Below are 13,571 nucleotides of genomic sequence, written 5' to 3' on the forward strand. Positions count from 1 at the left end.
CGTGGAGGAAACTGCCGTTGGCGGCACGATCGTGACGCCCGTCCGGAAGCGACGCAAGTTTCCCGCTGCCACGGTGACGTGGCTGGCCGTGACGCCCTTCGCGGCGTGGGCGGTGGCACGGGTGGCCGGGCTGGAGCGGGGTTCGCTGCCGACGCAGCTCATGACCGCGACCCCGTACGCGGCGGCCGGCTCGCTGGTCCCCCTGCTGATCGCCGCGGTCGGGCGACGGCGTGCCGCCACCGCCGTCGCGCTGCTGGCCACGGCCGCGCTGGGGTTCAGCGTGCTGCCCAGGGCGCTCGGCACGGCGGAGGCCGCGACCGGCAGGCCGTTCCGGGTCATGACGATGAACATGCTGTTCGGCCGGGCCGACCCCGCGACCATCATGCAGCTGGTACGCGAGTTCTCCCCGGACGTGCTGAGCACGCAGGAACTGACCCCCGGGGCCGTGGCCGACCTGGACGCGGCCGGGCTCAAGGAGCTGATGCCGTACCGCGTGCTGCAGGACGAGTGGAACGCCAGGGGGAGCGGGCTCTACTCCAAGCACCCGCTGCAGGAGATCGCGAACGTGATGCCGCCGGTCGGGCACCACATGCCGGGGGCGATGATCTCGTTGCCCGGCGGGGATCCGATCGAGTTCATCGACGCGCATCCGTTTCCGCCGCTGGGCGGGCAGGTCGTCAACTGGAACGAGGCACTGGCGGCGTTCCCCTCGGCCTCGCCCGACCGGGTGCGGGTCATCGCGGGTGACTTCAACGCCTCGCTCGACCACGCCGCCATGCGCGGGCTGCTGTCGCGTGGCTACAAGGACGCGGCCGACCAGGTGGGGGCCGGGCTCATTCCGACGTGGCCGGCCAACAAGCGGGTGCCGCCGATGATCACCATCGATCACGTGCTGGTGGACCGGCGGGTGGGGGTGCAGGAGGTCAGCGTGCGTGACGTGCCGGGGACCGACCACCGGGCCGTGCTGGCCGAGCTCACCGTGCCCAGAACCGTGTAGCTCTATCGGGACGTGAGCAGGGCTCTGGTGTTGTCCCAGCCTTCGAGACCGGGGTCCAGGCGCTGGACGTCTTCGTGGGTGCGCAGGCGGTGCCAGCCCGGGGTGGTGGCCACCCTTCTGGGGCCCGGGGCCTGGGCGCGCAGTGTCGCCACCAGGTCTCTGTCGTCCAGGTCGGGGTCGGCCCAGGAAGGGGCGGGGAGCGCGCAGGCCAAAGCCACGGCGCCGCCGTGCTCCGCGGGGCAGACGGTGATCTCGGCCCTGCCGAGCTCCCTGAACAGCTTGCCGACCAGCAGGGCCGGCAGGTCGGGGGCGTCGGCGGCGATGACGGCGACCTGGTCGGCCTGGAGGCGGGCCAGGGTGACCTTCAGTGGCTCGTCGTCCTCGATCGCGATGATCTCGGTGCCCGGCCAGACGATCTCGTCCAGACCGGGGACGCTGGTGATCAGGACGGGGGTGACGAGTTCGAGGCCCGCGACCATCTCGTAGGTGTCCTCGGCCACCGCCTCCAGGAACTCCCCCGGGTCCACGCCTGGGGGTGCGGCTTGTGCCATGTGCTGTCGTACGAGGACCGCGGCGATGCGCGTCAACACTCCTCCGGTGCCGTGTGGGCCGCCGCGGAGAAGCCTTCGAGAAACCCGCGTGCCCGCTCCGCCTTGGGATACTGTTCTACCAGCGCCCAGAACTTGGCCCCGTGGCTGGGCACCAGCAGGTGCACGAGCTCGTGGATGATCACGTAGTTGATGACCCATTCGGGCAGGCCCTTGAGCCTGGTCGAGATCCTGATCGTGCCGTTCTCCGGGGTGCACGAGCCCCAGCGGTGCTGCTGGTTGTCGACCCAGCGGACGCTGACGGGCTCCGGCTCGCCGTCGAGATATCTGGCCGAAAGCTCCCTTGCCCGCTCCAGCAGGGCCTCGTCGGTCGGGCGTCGCCGGCGTTCCTTGGCTGCCAGCCGATCCAGCATCCGGCTCACCCATTCATCCGCGTCTTCGCCACTTAGCCAGGCGGGCAGGAGCACGATCGTTTTGTCGCCGTCGCGGTAGGCGGAGACCGTACGCCGGCGACGAGAACTGCGACGAACCTCGACTGTCTCGGGGGGCACATATGCACGTTAGCCGAGACTGACGGAATTCCACAGGGGGCGGACGTTGTATCTGCTGGTCAGATGATTAAGAGCCGGTGAATTTGGGCATGCGCCTTTCCCGATGGGCGGCGAGGCCCTCCATCATGTCAGATGATGCCATGGTCACGGGCTGAGCCAGAGATTCCCACCTCAGCGCGGCTTCCAGGTCTTGATGATCCTGGTTCAGGGCTACTTTGGTGAGCCTTGTGGCAATGGGGGCGTTGTGGGCGATCTTCCCGGCGATCTCCCGTACTTGCGGCATCAGATCATTTCTGGGGAAAGAATCATTTACCAGACCTTTAACGGCGGCTTCCGCTCCCGTGAAGGCGCGCCCCGTCAGGAGCATCTCCCGGGCCAGTCCGGCGCCCGCCCTCCTGGGCAGCAGGTACGTCGCCGCCATACCCGGGTGCAGGCCCAGCGACGTGAACGGGGCCAGCAGCTTGGCGTCGTCGGCGGCGTACACGAGGTCGCAGGCCAGCGCCAGGCACAGACCCGCGCCCACGGCCGGGCCGTTGACGGCGGCGATCGTCGGGATCTCGAGCTCGGTGATCGCCAGCCAGGTGCGGTAGAAGGTCAGCATCCGGTCACGCAGCGGGGACACGACCTCCGCGCCGCGCTCACCGATCCACGTCAGGTCGCCACCCGAGGAGAACGCGGTCCCCGCCCCGGTGACGACGACACAGCGGGCGTCGCGGTCGGCGGCGAGATCGGACATGGTCTGCCGCCACTGGGCGGTCATGGCGTCGGTCATGGCGTTGCGCCGGTCGGGGTGGTTGAGGGTGAGGAGTACGACTCCGTCGTCTGCGCGGTCAACCAGGAGCTCGCTCATGCGGGGAAGCGTATCCGGGGGTGGTGAACGGTGGCTTGCCGGCGTGCACCCCTCGAAACGCGACCTCAGCCTTTCGCTTGGTCGTATCGATGTGTCCCGGTGTTCGTCCACAGGGCGAGCCATGTGGGCGGAGTTATCCACAGCACCGGCCGAACCGGCTCGGGATCTTGCTTTGACGTGGAAACCTTCCCGCCATGAGGCCACGTGTGAAGCCCGCCCTCCGGCGCATCATCCGCGACGAACACACCGTGCAATACGGCGTGCACCCTCTGAGGGCCGTCATGCTGAGCGGCCTGACGCAACCTGTCCGCCAGTGGATCGAGCGCCTCGACGGGACCCGGGATCTGAAACGCGTCCTGCGGGATGCGAGCGACGCGGGTCTCGACGAGCTCCGCGCCCGCTCCCTGCTCGATCAACTCGCCGCACAAGGCGCCTTGCACGACGCCGCCACCAGCAACGCGCCCCTCAGCGACCTTCCCCTGGCCGAGCGGGATCGCCTGAGACCGGACCTCGACGCCCTCGACCTCGCCTCGACCGCCCCGGACGGCGGGATCGCACTCCTGGCCCGCCGCAGGAAACTGCGGGTGCGGGTCTATGGCGCGGGACGGGTGGGGGCACAGATCGTGACCCTGCTCGCGGCCTGCGGAGTGGGCAACATCCGGGTCATCGACCCGGGCCAGGTCCGCCCGTGCGACATCGCCCCTGGCGGGCTGACCTGGGCGGAGATCGGCCTGACCAGGGAGGACGGTGCGGCGGCGGTCGCGAGGAGGCTCGCGTACACCGGCCCCGAGCCCACCGAAAGCGACGAACCCACCTACCCCCACGAATCCGCCGACTCCCCCCAACCCGCCGAACCGTCCCAACCGACACCCCCACCTCCCCGGACCGCCGCCTCCATCCGAACACCCACCGCCACCCGCAGTCCCACACCCAGCGCCACCCGCCGCCCCAGCGCCACCGCCACCGCCACCGCTAATGGCAGTCCCAGCCCCGATGCCAAGGGGCAACTCGCCGGCACCGACGCCGGGCAGCCCTCCAGCGCGTTCACCACACCGGCTCCCTCATCGCCAGCCGCCGTGCGAAGTACGGCCCTCACCACACGGGCCGCTTCCGCGACGGCTGGCGTGCGGCCCGCCTCTTCGGGGTCCAGCGGCGTGCGGACCGCTGCGTCGTCGTCCGTGGTGCGTTCTTCCGGCCCACCCGATCAAGCAGCTCCAACCACAGGTCCGACCGAGCCGGCGATGGATCGAGGCTCGAAGCGTGGGCAGGAAGGGGGTCGTAAGGTCCGCACCCGCGCTGTGGGCAAGCCCGGGACCGACCTAACCTCCACCTCTCGCCCCGACCGCGCTTCGAGGCCCGCCCTTGGGGCAGATCCCGGTCTCGGGAGTGAGATGGAGGAGCTGATGACGAGGCCGTCGTCCGTCAACGTGCTGGCGGGTGGGTCCTACCTGGGTGACAGGTCGGAGACGATCGATCTCGTCATACTGGCTCCCGTCGGCCCGCTGGACGGAGTGCTGGTCAACGAGCTGACCGTCCTGGGGATCCCCCACCTGCTCGCGTCCGCCTTCGAAGGCCACGGGATCGTCGGCCCACTGGTCCTGCCGGGCAAGACGGCGTGCCTGCACTGCCTCGACCTGACCCGCCGGGACTACGACCCCGCCTGGCCGATGGTGACGGCCAGGCTGGGCGGTTACCCGCCGGGCGAGATCGCCTGCGACGCGACCCTGTCGGCCCTCGTAGCCGCCCAAGCGGTCGGCCATGCGCTGGCTCACCTGGACGGCAAGGAGTCCGTTGTGACCAACGGCACAATGGACGTAACCCCTGATTGGCGCTGGAAAAGACGGTCCTGGAACGTTCACCCGCAATGTCGTTGTATGCGAAACAATCCATATTCGCTAACAATGGTTAGTGCACCTAACCACGACTGACGTGCTCAGGGACTACCGCGAGGGGGGGAAGCGGCATCTCCGTGGAGGTACCGCGCATCAGTGTGAGCGATCTTCCGCGTCGAGCTGTCACGCGTTCGGTGAAGCTGGCCACCCTTCCGCTCGGTTTCGCCGGTCGTGCCGCCCTGGGGCTGGGCAAGCGTATCGGGGGCAAGTCCGCCGAGATCGTGGCGCAGGAGGTTCAGCAGCGTACCGCGGAGCAGATCTTCAAGGTGCTCGGCGAGCTCAAGGGCGGCGCGATGAAGCTCGGGCAGGCACTGTCGATCTTCGAAGCGGCGCTGCCTCAGGAGATCATCGGGCCCTACCGCGCCACGCTCACCAAGCTGCAGGACGCCGCTCCCCCACTGCCCGTCTCCACCGTGCACAAGGTGCTCACCGAGCAGCTGGGCGACGACTGGCGGGAAAACTTCCTGTCGTTCGACGACCAGCCGACGGCCGCCGCCTCGATCGGCCAGGTGCACCGGGCCGTGTGGCACGACGGCCGGGAGGTGGCCGTCAAGATCCAGTATCCGGGGGCGGGCAAGGCCCTGCTCGGCGACTTCGCCCAGCTGTCGCGGCTGGGCAAGCTGTTCGGCGTGCTGTTGCCCGGTCTGGACATGAAGGCGGTGCTGTCCGAACTGCGCGAGCGGGTGGCCGAGGAGCTCGACTACCTGCGTGAGGCCGAGGCACAGCACGCCTTCGCCCTTGAGTTCGACGGCGATCCCGACTTCCACATCCCCGATGTGGTCGCCGCCAACGAGATGATCCTGGTGTCGGAGTGGATGGACGGCACCCCGTTGTCACGCATCATCACCGAGGGCACCAAGGAGGAGCGCGACAGAGCCGGGCTGCTCTTCGTACGGTTCCTGTTCTCCTCGCCCGCGCGGGTCGGGCTGCTCCACGCCGACCCGCATCCCGGCAACTTCCGCATGCTGCCCAACGGGAAGCTCGGCGTCCTCGACTTCGGTGCCGTCAATCGTCTGCCCGACGGTTACCCCAAGGTGTTCGGGCAGTTGATGCGCATCTTCAACGAGGGCGACATGGACAACGTCATGACGGGCCTGCGCCGGGAGGGCTTCATCCGCGACGACATCGAGATCGACCCGGACGCCCTGCGCGCCTTCCTGGCTCCTTATGTGGAGCCGACGGCGGTGGAGGAGTTCACGTTCAGCCGGGAGTGGCTCCAGGCCCAGGTGGCCAGCGTCACAGATCTCCGCCCCACCAACGTGGTCCGGCAGCTCAACCTGCCGGTCTCGTACGTGCTCATCCACCGGGTGCACGCGGCGGGCGTGGGCGTGCTCTGCCAGTTAGGGACAACGGCCCGCTTCCGGGACGAGGTGATCCGCTGGGTCCCGGGTTTCGCCGACGACACCAACGACGAGCCGCTGCCCATCAGCTGACGGCAGCCGGCTCCGTCGCTGGCTGTCGTGAATGTGGGTGTTCGGGCTGATGCGGGACTCCATGACGGCGGCGAATTTTGGAACGCGCCATACCTGACGACTACTCTGTGTAATTATACGAGTGCAAGTCGTTACTCTCTTGGGAGGATCCCCATGCATCGATCCGCGCGCCTGCTCGCCGTCGTACTGGCGGCCGGAGGTCTCCTCGCTGTTGCCCCCGCCGCACACGCCGTCGTCGATCCCGCCATCATCGCCGAGTGCCTGACCGCCAGCATCGGAGAGGTCCCCACCCTTGTGGACCCGGCCGCGCCCTCACTCCCTGCCGAACTCCCCGCCGTTCACTGCCTCGCTCCCTGATCGTCCTGCTCATTGAGCACACCCCCTGCCGTGGTGCCGAGCTTCGTCCCGAGCGGGTCCCGTTCAGCGGGGTCGTGGGCATGACATAGGCACGTACACACCGAGTGACCACACGGGACTGCCCGCCGACCCTCTTCTTGGATGTTCGCCGCCCTACACGGGGCTGCGGGGGGAGGGTCGGCGGGCAGCGCTGTGGAGGGGCAAGGTCGGGTCCGAAGGTCAGGTGGAGTTCGGGTCCGAGGCCCGGGAACCGCGGTCGTGGTCGCGGGCGGGGGGCCGCGGGGTTGGGGGTGGTGTTCGGGATCGCGGAGGGGGTGTGCGTCGTGGGGGTGGTGGGGGAAAACGGGAGCCGGGCGCTTGTGGGCGCCCGGCTCTTTGAGGAGGGTCTGCTGCGTTGGTGGCGGGTGGGCCGGGTTAGAGCTGGTGGTTCAGGGCCCGGTGGAGGCGGTCGGTGGCCTGCTTGAGCTTGCGCCTCGCGCGCGCCACGCGGGCGACGCGCTGGATGAGGCGTTGCTCCTCCGCCTCGCGATGGAGGGTTTGTATTCGGTCGTTGACCAGTTCATGGATGAGATCCGGCACTGCGAGGCTCCTGGTCGGGTGAGTTCTCATTGGTTTTCGCTTTCTTGCTCGTAGGTACGGGTGATCAGGCAGCGACCGGGTGCTTGCGGGGACGCCCGCGCGGACGCTTGCGGGGAACGATGGTTCCCCTGAGGATCAGTTCGCCGCCCCAGACGCCCCAGGGCTCCTCGCGCTCAAGCGCGCGGGCCAGGCAGGCCTCCCGGATCGGGCAGCCGCCGCAGAGTGCCTTGGCGAACTCGACGTCCTCCGGCGACTCGGCGAACCACAGGTCAGGGTCGGTACGACAGGGGATCTTGGCTTCGTCGATCAGGTCCATGATCGTCTTCGCCCCCATCTGCTTTCTCCTTCTGATCGAGCTTTTGATCGTTGGGTCGGACACCTCGTGGGTGGTTGGGGATCACGGACAAACAAGAAGGCCGCGGATCCTGTCTGTGGATCCGCGGCCTGGGGGCTGCTGTTGCCGGTCAGGTTATGACCGGTGCATCCCTCCAGGGTTGCGGACCGCACAGTCCACCCTTGGTGAGCTGGTAGGCCGGCAGTTCGATACGTGCTCCGTTGACAGGAGCTGCTTGCGCGCTGAAGTGGGCTCGCGCAAAGAAGGCGGCGGCCTGGCTACGGGCAGACTTCTGCTGCCGTGGCTTGGCCGGGCCATCGACGAGCCTCACCGAGTCACGGCATGCGGAAGCGAGCCACTGCATGGCCGGCATCTTGATGCTGATCACAGGGACTCACCTCCACTCTCGGGATCGTCGGAACAGTAGTGCCCGACTTGCTTGACCAAGACCCTAACCGGGAACTTCGGAAGGGGCAACATATTTTCTACCTGCGATTTTGTAACAACAGGCCGGGTTCTTCAGGCCCGTCCAAGGGCCGGATTCGGGGCCTGCGGTGGACCGGATTCGGGCCGTGCGCGGAGGCTGGTTTCCGGGTCCGGGTCGGCCGCTGTCACGCCTACTTCGTGAGGCGGATCATGGCCTCCTGGACGACGGAGACGACCAGATCGCCCGACGCGGTGAACATCTCGCCCCGCGCGAGTCCCCGCGCGCCGCCGGACCAAGGGGACTCGTGCGCGTAGAGCAGCCAGTCGTCGGCCCTGAACGGGCGGTGGAACCACATGGCGTGGTCGAGGGAGGCGCCCACGATGTTCGAGGCGCCCCAGGCCATGCCGTGCGCCAGCAGGATCGTGTCGACCAGCGTGAAGTCCGAGGCGTACGCGGCCAGGACCACGTGCAGCAGCGGGTCGTCGGGCAGATCGGCGTCGTAGCGGAACCACACGTTCGTCTCGGCGCTGCGCAGCTCCGGGTTCTGGTGCGCCTCCCAGGTGAGCGGCGAGGCGTACCGGGCCTCGACCGGGCGCGGGCGTGACAGCCACTCGCGCAGCTCCGCGTTGTCGCCCACCAGCTCGTACATCCTGTCCTGGAACGTGGGGAGCGTCTCGGGGTCCGGCACGACGGGCATCACCGAGGCCTGGTGGGCGACGCCCTCCTCCTCGATGTGGAACGACGCGGACATCGTGAAGATCGCCTTGCCGTGCTGGATGGCGACGATCCGGCGGGTGGTGAACGAGCGGCCGTCGCGCAGGCGTTCCACGTTGTAGACGATCGGGACGGAGGGGTCACCCGGGCGGATGAAGTAGGCGTGCAGGGAGTGGACGTTCCGGTCGCCCGGCACCGTGCGGCCGGCCGCGACGAGGGCCTGGGCCGCCACCTGGCCGCCGAAGACGCGTTGGATGCGCTCTTCCGGGCTCCTGCCGCGGAAGATGTCGAGCTCGATCTGCTCGAGGTCGAGCAGGTCGAGCAGCTCCTTCAGCGCCTCGTTCACAGGTCTGTCCCCCTCGTGGTGTCCGGTTTCTGGGACAAGTGTGACGTGTCTTCCTTACACCGCCAAAGGCGCCCTCCATCGCCGTGGGTCAGGCGTCGTTGCCCTGGCAGAGGGAGAGGACGGCCTGGCCGTAGCGGTCCGCCTTGACGCGGCCGATGCCGGGGATCGACAGGAGCTCCTGCTCGGTCGCCGGGGCGCGCTCCGCGATCGCCTGCAGGGTCACGTCGGTGAAGATGACGTATGGCGGGATCTTGGCCTCCTTCGCGGTGGCCGTGCGCCAGGACTTGAGGCTCTCCAGGAGGGCCTCGTCGTAGTCGGCGGGGCAGGTGGTGCAGCGGCCGAGCTTCTGTTCGGCGGCGGCCACCAGGGTCTTCGCGCACACGCGGCAGCTCACCGGGGCCGCCACGGGGCGGCGCTCGCGGTTGGCCGGGGACAGGCGGGGCGGGGCGGAGGTGCGCCCGGTGAGGCCGTCCAGGAAGCGGGAGGGGCGGCGGGACTTGCGGCCGCCCGGGGCGCGGGCCAGGGCCCAGGACAGGGAGAGGTGCTCCCTCGCCCTGGTGACGCCCACGTAGAGGAGGCGGCGCTCCTCCTCGATCTGCTCCGGGGTCTCGGCGTAGATGATGGGGAGCATGCCGTCCGTCAGGCCCACCAGGAAGACGGCGTCCCACTCCAGGCCCTTGGCCGCGTGCAGGGAGGCCAGGGTGATGCCCTCCACCGGCGGGGCGTGCTGCTCGGCGGCCCGGCGTTCGAGCTCGGCCACGTAGGCGAGCAGGTCGGCGCCCTCCGCGGCCATGTCCTCGGCCAGGTCGGCCAGTGCCTTGAGGGACTCCCACTTCTCCCTGGCCTTGCCGCCGCCGGGCGGGGTGGGGGTCAGGCCGATGCCGGCCAGGATGTGGTGGACCTCCGAGGCCAGCGGCTCGCCGGCGGCCGAGCGGGCGGCGCCGCGGAGCAGGACGACCGCGTGGCGCACCTCAGGGCGGTCGAAGAAGCGCTCGGCGCCGCGCAGCATGTAAGGGATCTCGGCCTTGGACAGGGCCTCCTCGTAGGACTCCGACTGGGAGTTGACCCGGAACAGGATGGCTATCTCGCGCGACGGGACGCCCTTGTCCAGGAGTTTCCTGATCGCGCGGGCCACCCCGGCGGCCTCGGCGGGCTCGTCGTCGTAGTCGGTGAAGACGGGCCTCGGGCCGTCAGGGCGCTGGGCCACCAGCTCCAGGCGGTGCGGGGACCTGCCCTTGGCGATGACAAGGTTGGCCAGGTCGACCACCTGGGGGGTCGAGCGGTAGTCGCGGACCAGCTTGATGACGGCCGCCTGCGGGTGCTCCACGGCGAAGCTCGTCAGGTAGCGGGGGCTGGCGCCGGTGAAGGAGTAGATCGTCTGGTTGGGGTCGCCGACCACGCAGATGTCGTCGCGACCGCCGAGCCAGGTGTCGAGCAGCAGCTTCTGCAGCGGGTTGACGTCCTGGTATTCGTCGACCACGAAATAGCGGTATTGCTGGCGGATCTGCCCCGCCACCTCCTGGTGCTCGGTCATCACGGCGGCGGTCAGCTCCAGGATGGTCTCGAAGTCGACCAGGTGGCGCTCGCGCCGGAGCTGCTCGTAGGCCTCATAGAGGCGGGCCACCTCCTCCGGCTGCACGGGAGGCGTGCGGTGGTGTTTCGCGGCCGCCTCCACGTAGTCCTCCGGGCCGATCTGGGTGACCTTGGCCCACTCCACCTCGGCCGCGATGTCCCGCAACTCGGACCGCTCGTGATTTTTCCGGAGCCGGCGGGATGCCTCCCCGAGGACCGGCAGCTTCGACTCGATGACCGACGGCGCCTCCCCACCGATCACCCGCGGCCAGAAGTAGGTGAGCTGGCGCAGCGCCGCCGCGTGGAACGTGCGGGCCTGCACGCCGGGCGCGCCGAGCGCCCGCAGCCGCTGGCGCAGCTCCCCCGCCGCCCGGGTGGTGAAGGTCACGGCCAACACGCTCTGGGCGTCCACGACGCCGCTGCGGACCGCATGAGCGATGCGGTGGGTGATCGCCCTCGTCTTGCCCGTCCCCGCGCCGGCCAGCACGCACACCGGCCCGCGCACGGACTCGGCCACGGCCCGCTGCTCGGGGTCGAGGCCGATCAGGACGTCTTCCACTTTGCTCACCACTACATCCTCCCAGCCGCTCGCGCCCCGGCAACTTATTCTGGCAACACGAGGGCGGACGTATCTTCAGAGCGTTCGAGATGCGAAGAACTGGTCTCTTCCCCCACAATGGGGCCCGACCATCGTGCATGGGTGAAAGGAAGGCCGTGCGAACTGCGGTTTCCGCGAGCGTACTCGCGCTCGCTGCCGTTGTGCTCACACCGATGGCCGCGACCGCGGCCAAGGAGCCCACACCGGCTCCCCAGGTGCACAACCTGATCGGTCCTGACGGGCTCGGCGGAATCTCGATGGAGACCGTCTCGTACGGCGCCCACAAGCGTCAGGCCATGGACGTCTGGTGGACTCCCGACGGGCAGCAGCGGCCCGGAGTCTTCCTGATCCACGGCGGCTGGTGGTCCGGCGGCGACAAGAAGTACATGAAGGAGATCACCCGCAGCTTCGCCAACCTCGGTTACACGGTCTTCAACCTCAACTACCGCCTCTCCGGCGACGCGCCGTGGCCCGCGCAGCGCACCGACGCGCTGGACGCCATCACCACGGCCCGCAAGAACGCCGCCAAGTGGGCGTTCGACCCGGCCAACTACGTGGTGGTCGGATTCTCTGCCGGGGGGCACATCGCCGCGTCCGTGGCCACGTACGGGGACGGGATCAACGGCCTGAAGGGTGTCGTGGGCCTGTCGCCGATCATCTCGCCGCTGCAGGCCTACAACGACGGCGCCGACTCCGCCGACCCCAGCAAGCGCAAGCTCCGTACGGCCGCCATCAAGCTGGCCGGCGGCTGCTCGCCCCGGGGCAAGTGCTCGCGGGTGTGGGCCAGCATGGAGGTGGCCTGGCACGCCAGCCGCAACGACGCGCCGATGCTGACCGTGCACTCGAAGGACGAGTTCGTGCCGCCGGCGCAGAGCCTGCTCATGAAGAAGATGCTGGGCCAGGTGGGCGTGCCCGTGACGGTGCTCACGAAGCCGGGCATCAACCACAGCAACCCTCTCTACCGCGAGCCCGGCGTGGCGGAGCAGGTGCAGGCCTGGATCGCCCAGCGCGTCGGTTAAGGGATTAACCACGGGGCCGCCGTTGTTGCACGTGGCGCATGTTTTCCTGATCTCGGAGGGATTCCCCAACATGGCGCTCACGGTTTACAGCACTACGTGGTGCGGCCCCTGCAAGCGGCTCAAGTCCCAGCTGGCCCGCGAGGGCATCAGTTTCAATGAGGTCGACATCGAGCGGGACCCCGCGGCCGCCGAGTTCGTGATGAGCGTCAACAACGGCAACCAGGTGGTGCCGACCGTGGTGATCGAGACGCCCGGCGGACGGGTCGTTCGCACCAACCCGTCCGCCCGCGAGGTCAAGGAACTGCTCGAAGCCGCCTGATCACCAGTCGCCGGTGAGCTCGCCGCCGTACCACGTCTCGATGAGGCGGCGGGCTATCGACACCGGCGGCGGCAGGCGCAGGTCGCCCGACTCCAGCGCCGCCGCGAGCTCCTCGCGGGTATACCAGCGCGCCTCGGCGATCTCCTCGGAGTCGGGCGTCAGCGTGGTCGTGGTGGCTTCGGCGAAGAAGCCGAGCATCAGGCTGCGCGGGAACGGCCAGGGCTGGCTGCCGAGGTAGCGGGGGTTGACGGCGGTGACGCCGACCTCCTCCGCCACCTCGCGCACCACGGCATATTCCAGCGACTCCCCCGGCTCCACGAACCCGGCCAGGATCGACAACCGCCCCTCGGGCCACTGCGGGCCGCGGGCGAGCAGGCAGCGATCGTTCTCGTCGCGGACCAGCATGATCACCGCGGGGTCGACGCGGGGGAAGTGCTGGCTCTGGTCGCGCGGGCAGATCCGGACGTGGCCGCCCGCCACGACGTCGGTGCGGCTGCCGCAGCGCGGGCAGTATTCGTGAGTCGTGTGCCATGCCTCCAGCGCCACGGCGTAGACCAGCAGCCCCGCGTCGCGGTCGCCGAGCAGGCCGCCGACCTGGCGCAGCCCGGCCGCGACCGGCTCGCCCTCGGGCGTGTCGCGCAGGCTCATCGGAACCGTCACGCGGCCGTTGACGTCACCCTTGGGGGTGTCGGGCAGCGGCGCCGCCACCGCGAAGTAGGCGACGCCGGCCTCGACGCCCAGCAGGTAGCGCTGGCCCGGCGGCGCGTCCGCCGTGGTGAACAGCACCGCCTCCACCTCCTCGCCCACCCGGCGCACCAGGGTGTGACCGTTGTCGATCACCAGCACCCTGGTCGCGGGATCGGACCAGGCCCGCTCCAGCCACCGCTCGTCGGTGCGCAGCGCCGAGGATCTGTCGATCGTGCCGCGGGCCAGCAGTAGAGGCCCTATGAGTTGCTCTTCAGCGGTGGTCTCCACTGGCCGCCCCCTCCAAAGTCCGATGTCATCCTATGACCTCGCAGTTAGCCGCCGATTACG

The 13,571-nt window shown here is 69.2% G+C and carries 15 protein-coding genes; 6 read left to right on the forward strand and 9 right to left on the reverse strand.

Annotation, left to right across the window (positions count from 1 at the left end):
* Position 1 precedes the first annotated feature (1 nt).
* Complete coding sequence (locus BLS95_RS16590; protein ID WP_090932113.1) at positions 2-997, forward strand: endonuclease/exonuclease/phosphatase family protein; 996 nt, start codon at positions 2-4, stop codon at positions 995-997.
* A 2-nt stretch (positions 998-999) separates the two neighbouring features.
* On the opposite strand, the gene BLS95_RS16595 is transcribed toward BLS95_RS16590, so the two are convergent.
* From BLS95_RS16595 to BLS95_RS16605, 3 genes are all read right to left on the reverse strand, one after another.
* Positions 1,000-1,584, reverse strand: a complete 585-nt coding sequence (locus tag BLS95_RS16595) for a glycosyltransferase family protein (RefSeq protein ID WP_090932115.1) — start codon at positions 1,582-1,584, stop codon at positions 1,000-1,002.
* Positions 1,581-2,096, reverse strand: a complete 516-nt coding sequence (locus BLS95_RS16600; protein WP_176993226.1) for a M48 metallopeptidase family protein — start codon at positions 2,094-2,096, stop codon at positions 1,581-1,583. Before BLS95_RS16600 ends, BLS95_RS16595 begins: the two co-directional genes overlap by 4 nt.
* Before the next feature lie 67 nt (positions 2,097-2,163).
* Positions 2,164-2,946 carry an enoyl-CoA hydratase/isomerase family protein gene (locus tag BLS95_RS16605; protein WP_090932119.1) on the reverse strand — a complete coding sequence of 261 codons (783 nt, stop codon included), beginning with the start codon at positions 2,944-2,946 and terminating at the stop codon, positions 2,164-2,166.
* Positions 2,947-3,140: 194 nt separating this feature from the next.
* Between BLS95_RS16605 and BLS95_RS57905 the strand changes: the two genes are divergently transcribed.
* From BLS95_RS57905 to BLS95_RS16625, 3 genes are all read left to right on the forward strand, one after another.
* Positions 3,141-4,874, forward strand: a complete 1,734-nt coding sequence (locus BLS95_RS57905; RefSeq protein WP_245765094.1) for a ThiF family adenylyltransferase — start codon at positions 3,141-3,143, stop codon at positions 4,872-4,874.
* A gap of 98 nt (positions 4,875-4,972) precedes the next feature.
* On the forward strand, positions 4,973-6,271 hold the full coding sequence (locus tag BLS95_RS16620; RefSeq protein WP_425434730.1) for an ABC1 kinase family protein: 1,299 nt from the start codon (positions 4,973-4,975) through the stop codon (positions 6,269-6,271).
* Positions 6,272-6,424: 153 nt separating this feature from the next.
* Positions 6,425-6,628 (forward strand): hypothetical protein, encoded by a 204-nt coding sequence (locus BLS95_RS16625; protein WP_090932121.1) that lies wholly within the window; start codon positions 6,425-6,427, stop codon positions 6,626-6,628.
* A gap of 414 nt (positions 6,629-7,042) precedes the next feature.
* Here BLS95_RS16625 and BLS95_RS55705 read toward each other — a convergent pair whose 3' ends face one another.
* The 5 genes from BLS95_RS55705 to BLS95_RS16640 all read right to left on the reverse strand — a co-directional run bounded on the left by BLS95_RS55705 (position 7,043) and on the right by BLS95_RS16640 (position 11,159).
* Positions 7,043-7,207 carry a hypothetical protein gene (locus tag BLS95_RS55705; RefSeq protein ID WP_176993227.1) on the reverse strand — a complete coding sequence of 55 codons (165 nt, stop codon included), beginning with the start codon at positions 7,205-7,207 and terminating at the stop codon, positions 7,043-7,045.
* A 64-nt stretch (positions 7,208-7,271) separates the two neighbouring features.
* The gene (locus BLS95_RS16630) at positions 7,272-7,541 is read right to left on the reverse strand and encodes a WhiB family transcriptional regulator (protein ID WP_090932123.1); all 270 of its coding nucleotides are present in this window, start codon (positions 7,539-7,541) and stop codon (positions 7,272-7,274) included.
* A gap of 130 nt (positions 7,542-7,671) precedes the next feature.
* Positions 7,672-7,929: a hypothetical protein gene (locus BLS95_RS54190; RefSeq protein WP_143043737.1), complete on the reverse strand. Its 258-nt coding sequence runs from the start codon at positions 7,927-7,929 to the stop codon at positions 7,672-7,674.
* A 229-nt stretch (positions 7,930-8,158) separates the two neighbouring features.
* Positions 8,159-9,028: an acyl-CoA thioesterase gene (locus BLS95_RS16635; protein WP_090932125.1), complete on the reverse strand. Its 870-nt coding sequence runs from the start codon at positions 9,026-9,028 to the stop codon at positions 8,159-8,161.
* An 88-nt stretch (positions 9,029-9,116) separates the two neighbouring features.
* Entirely contained in the window at positions 9,117-11,159 is a 2,043-nt protein-coding gene (locus BLS95_RS16640) for an ATP-dependent DNA helicase UvrD2 (protein WP_090932127.1), read from the reverse strand.
* Between the two features lie 212 nt (positions 11,160-11,371).
* Here BLS95_RS16640 and BLS95_RS16645 point away from each other — a divergent pair, with 212 nt between their 5' ends.
* Positions 11,372-12,217, forward strand: a complete 846-nt coding sequence (locus tag BLS95_RS16645; protein ID WP_245765095.1) for an alpha/beta hydrolase — start codon at positions 11,372-11,374, stop codon at positions 12,215-12,217.
* Between the two features lie 70 nt (positions 12,218-12,287).
* The gene (locus BLS95_RS16650; RefSeq protein WP_090932734.1) at positions 12,288-12,536 is read left to right on the forward strand and encodes a mycoredoxin; all 249 of its coding nucleotides are present in this window, start codon (positions 12,288-12,290) and stop codon (positions 12,534-12,536) included.
* Here BLS95_RS16650 and nudC read toward each other — a convergent pair whose 3' ends face one another.
* On the reverse strand, positions 12,537-13,511 hold the full coding sequence (nudC, locus tag BLS95_RS16655) for an NAD(+) diphosphatase (protein WP_090932130.1): 975 nt from the start codon (positions 13,509-13,511) through the stop codon (positions 12,537-12,539). It lies immediately after the preceding gene.
* Positions 13,512-13,571 lie beyond the last annotated feature (60 nt).

It is taken from the genome of Nonomuraea jiangxiensis, from assembly GCF_900099965.1.
Taxonomy (GTDB): domain Bacteria; phylum Actinomycetota; class Actinomycetes; order Streptosporangiales; family Streptosporangiaceae; genus Nonomuraea; species Nonomuraea jiangxiensis.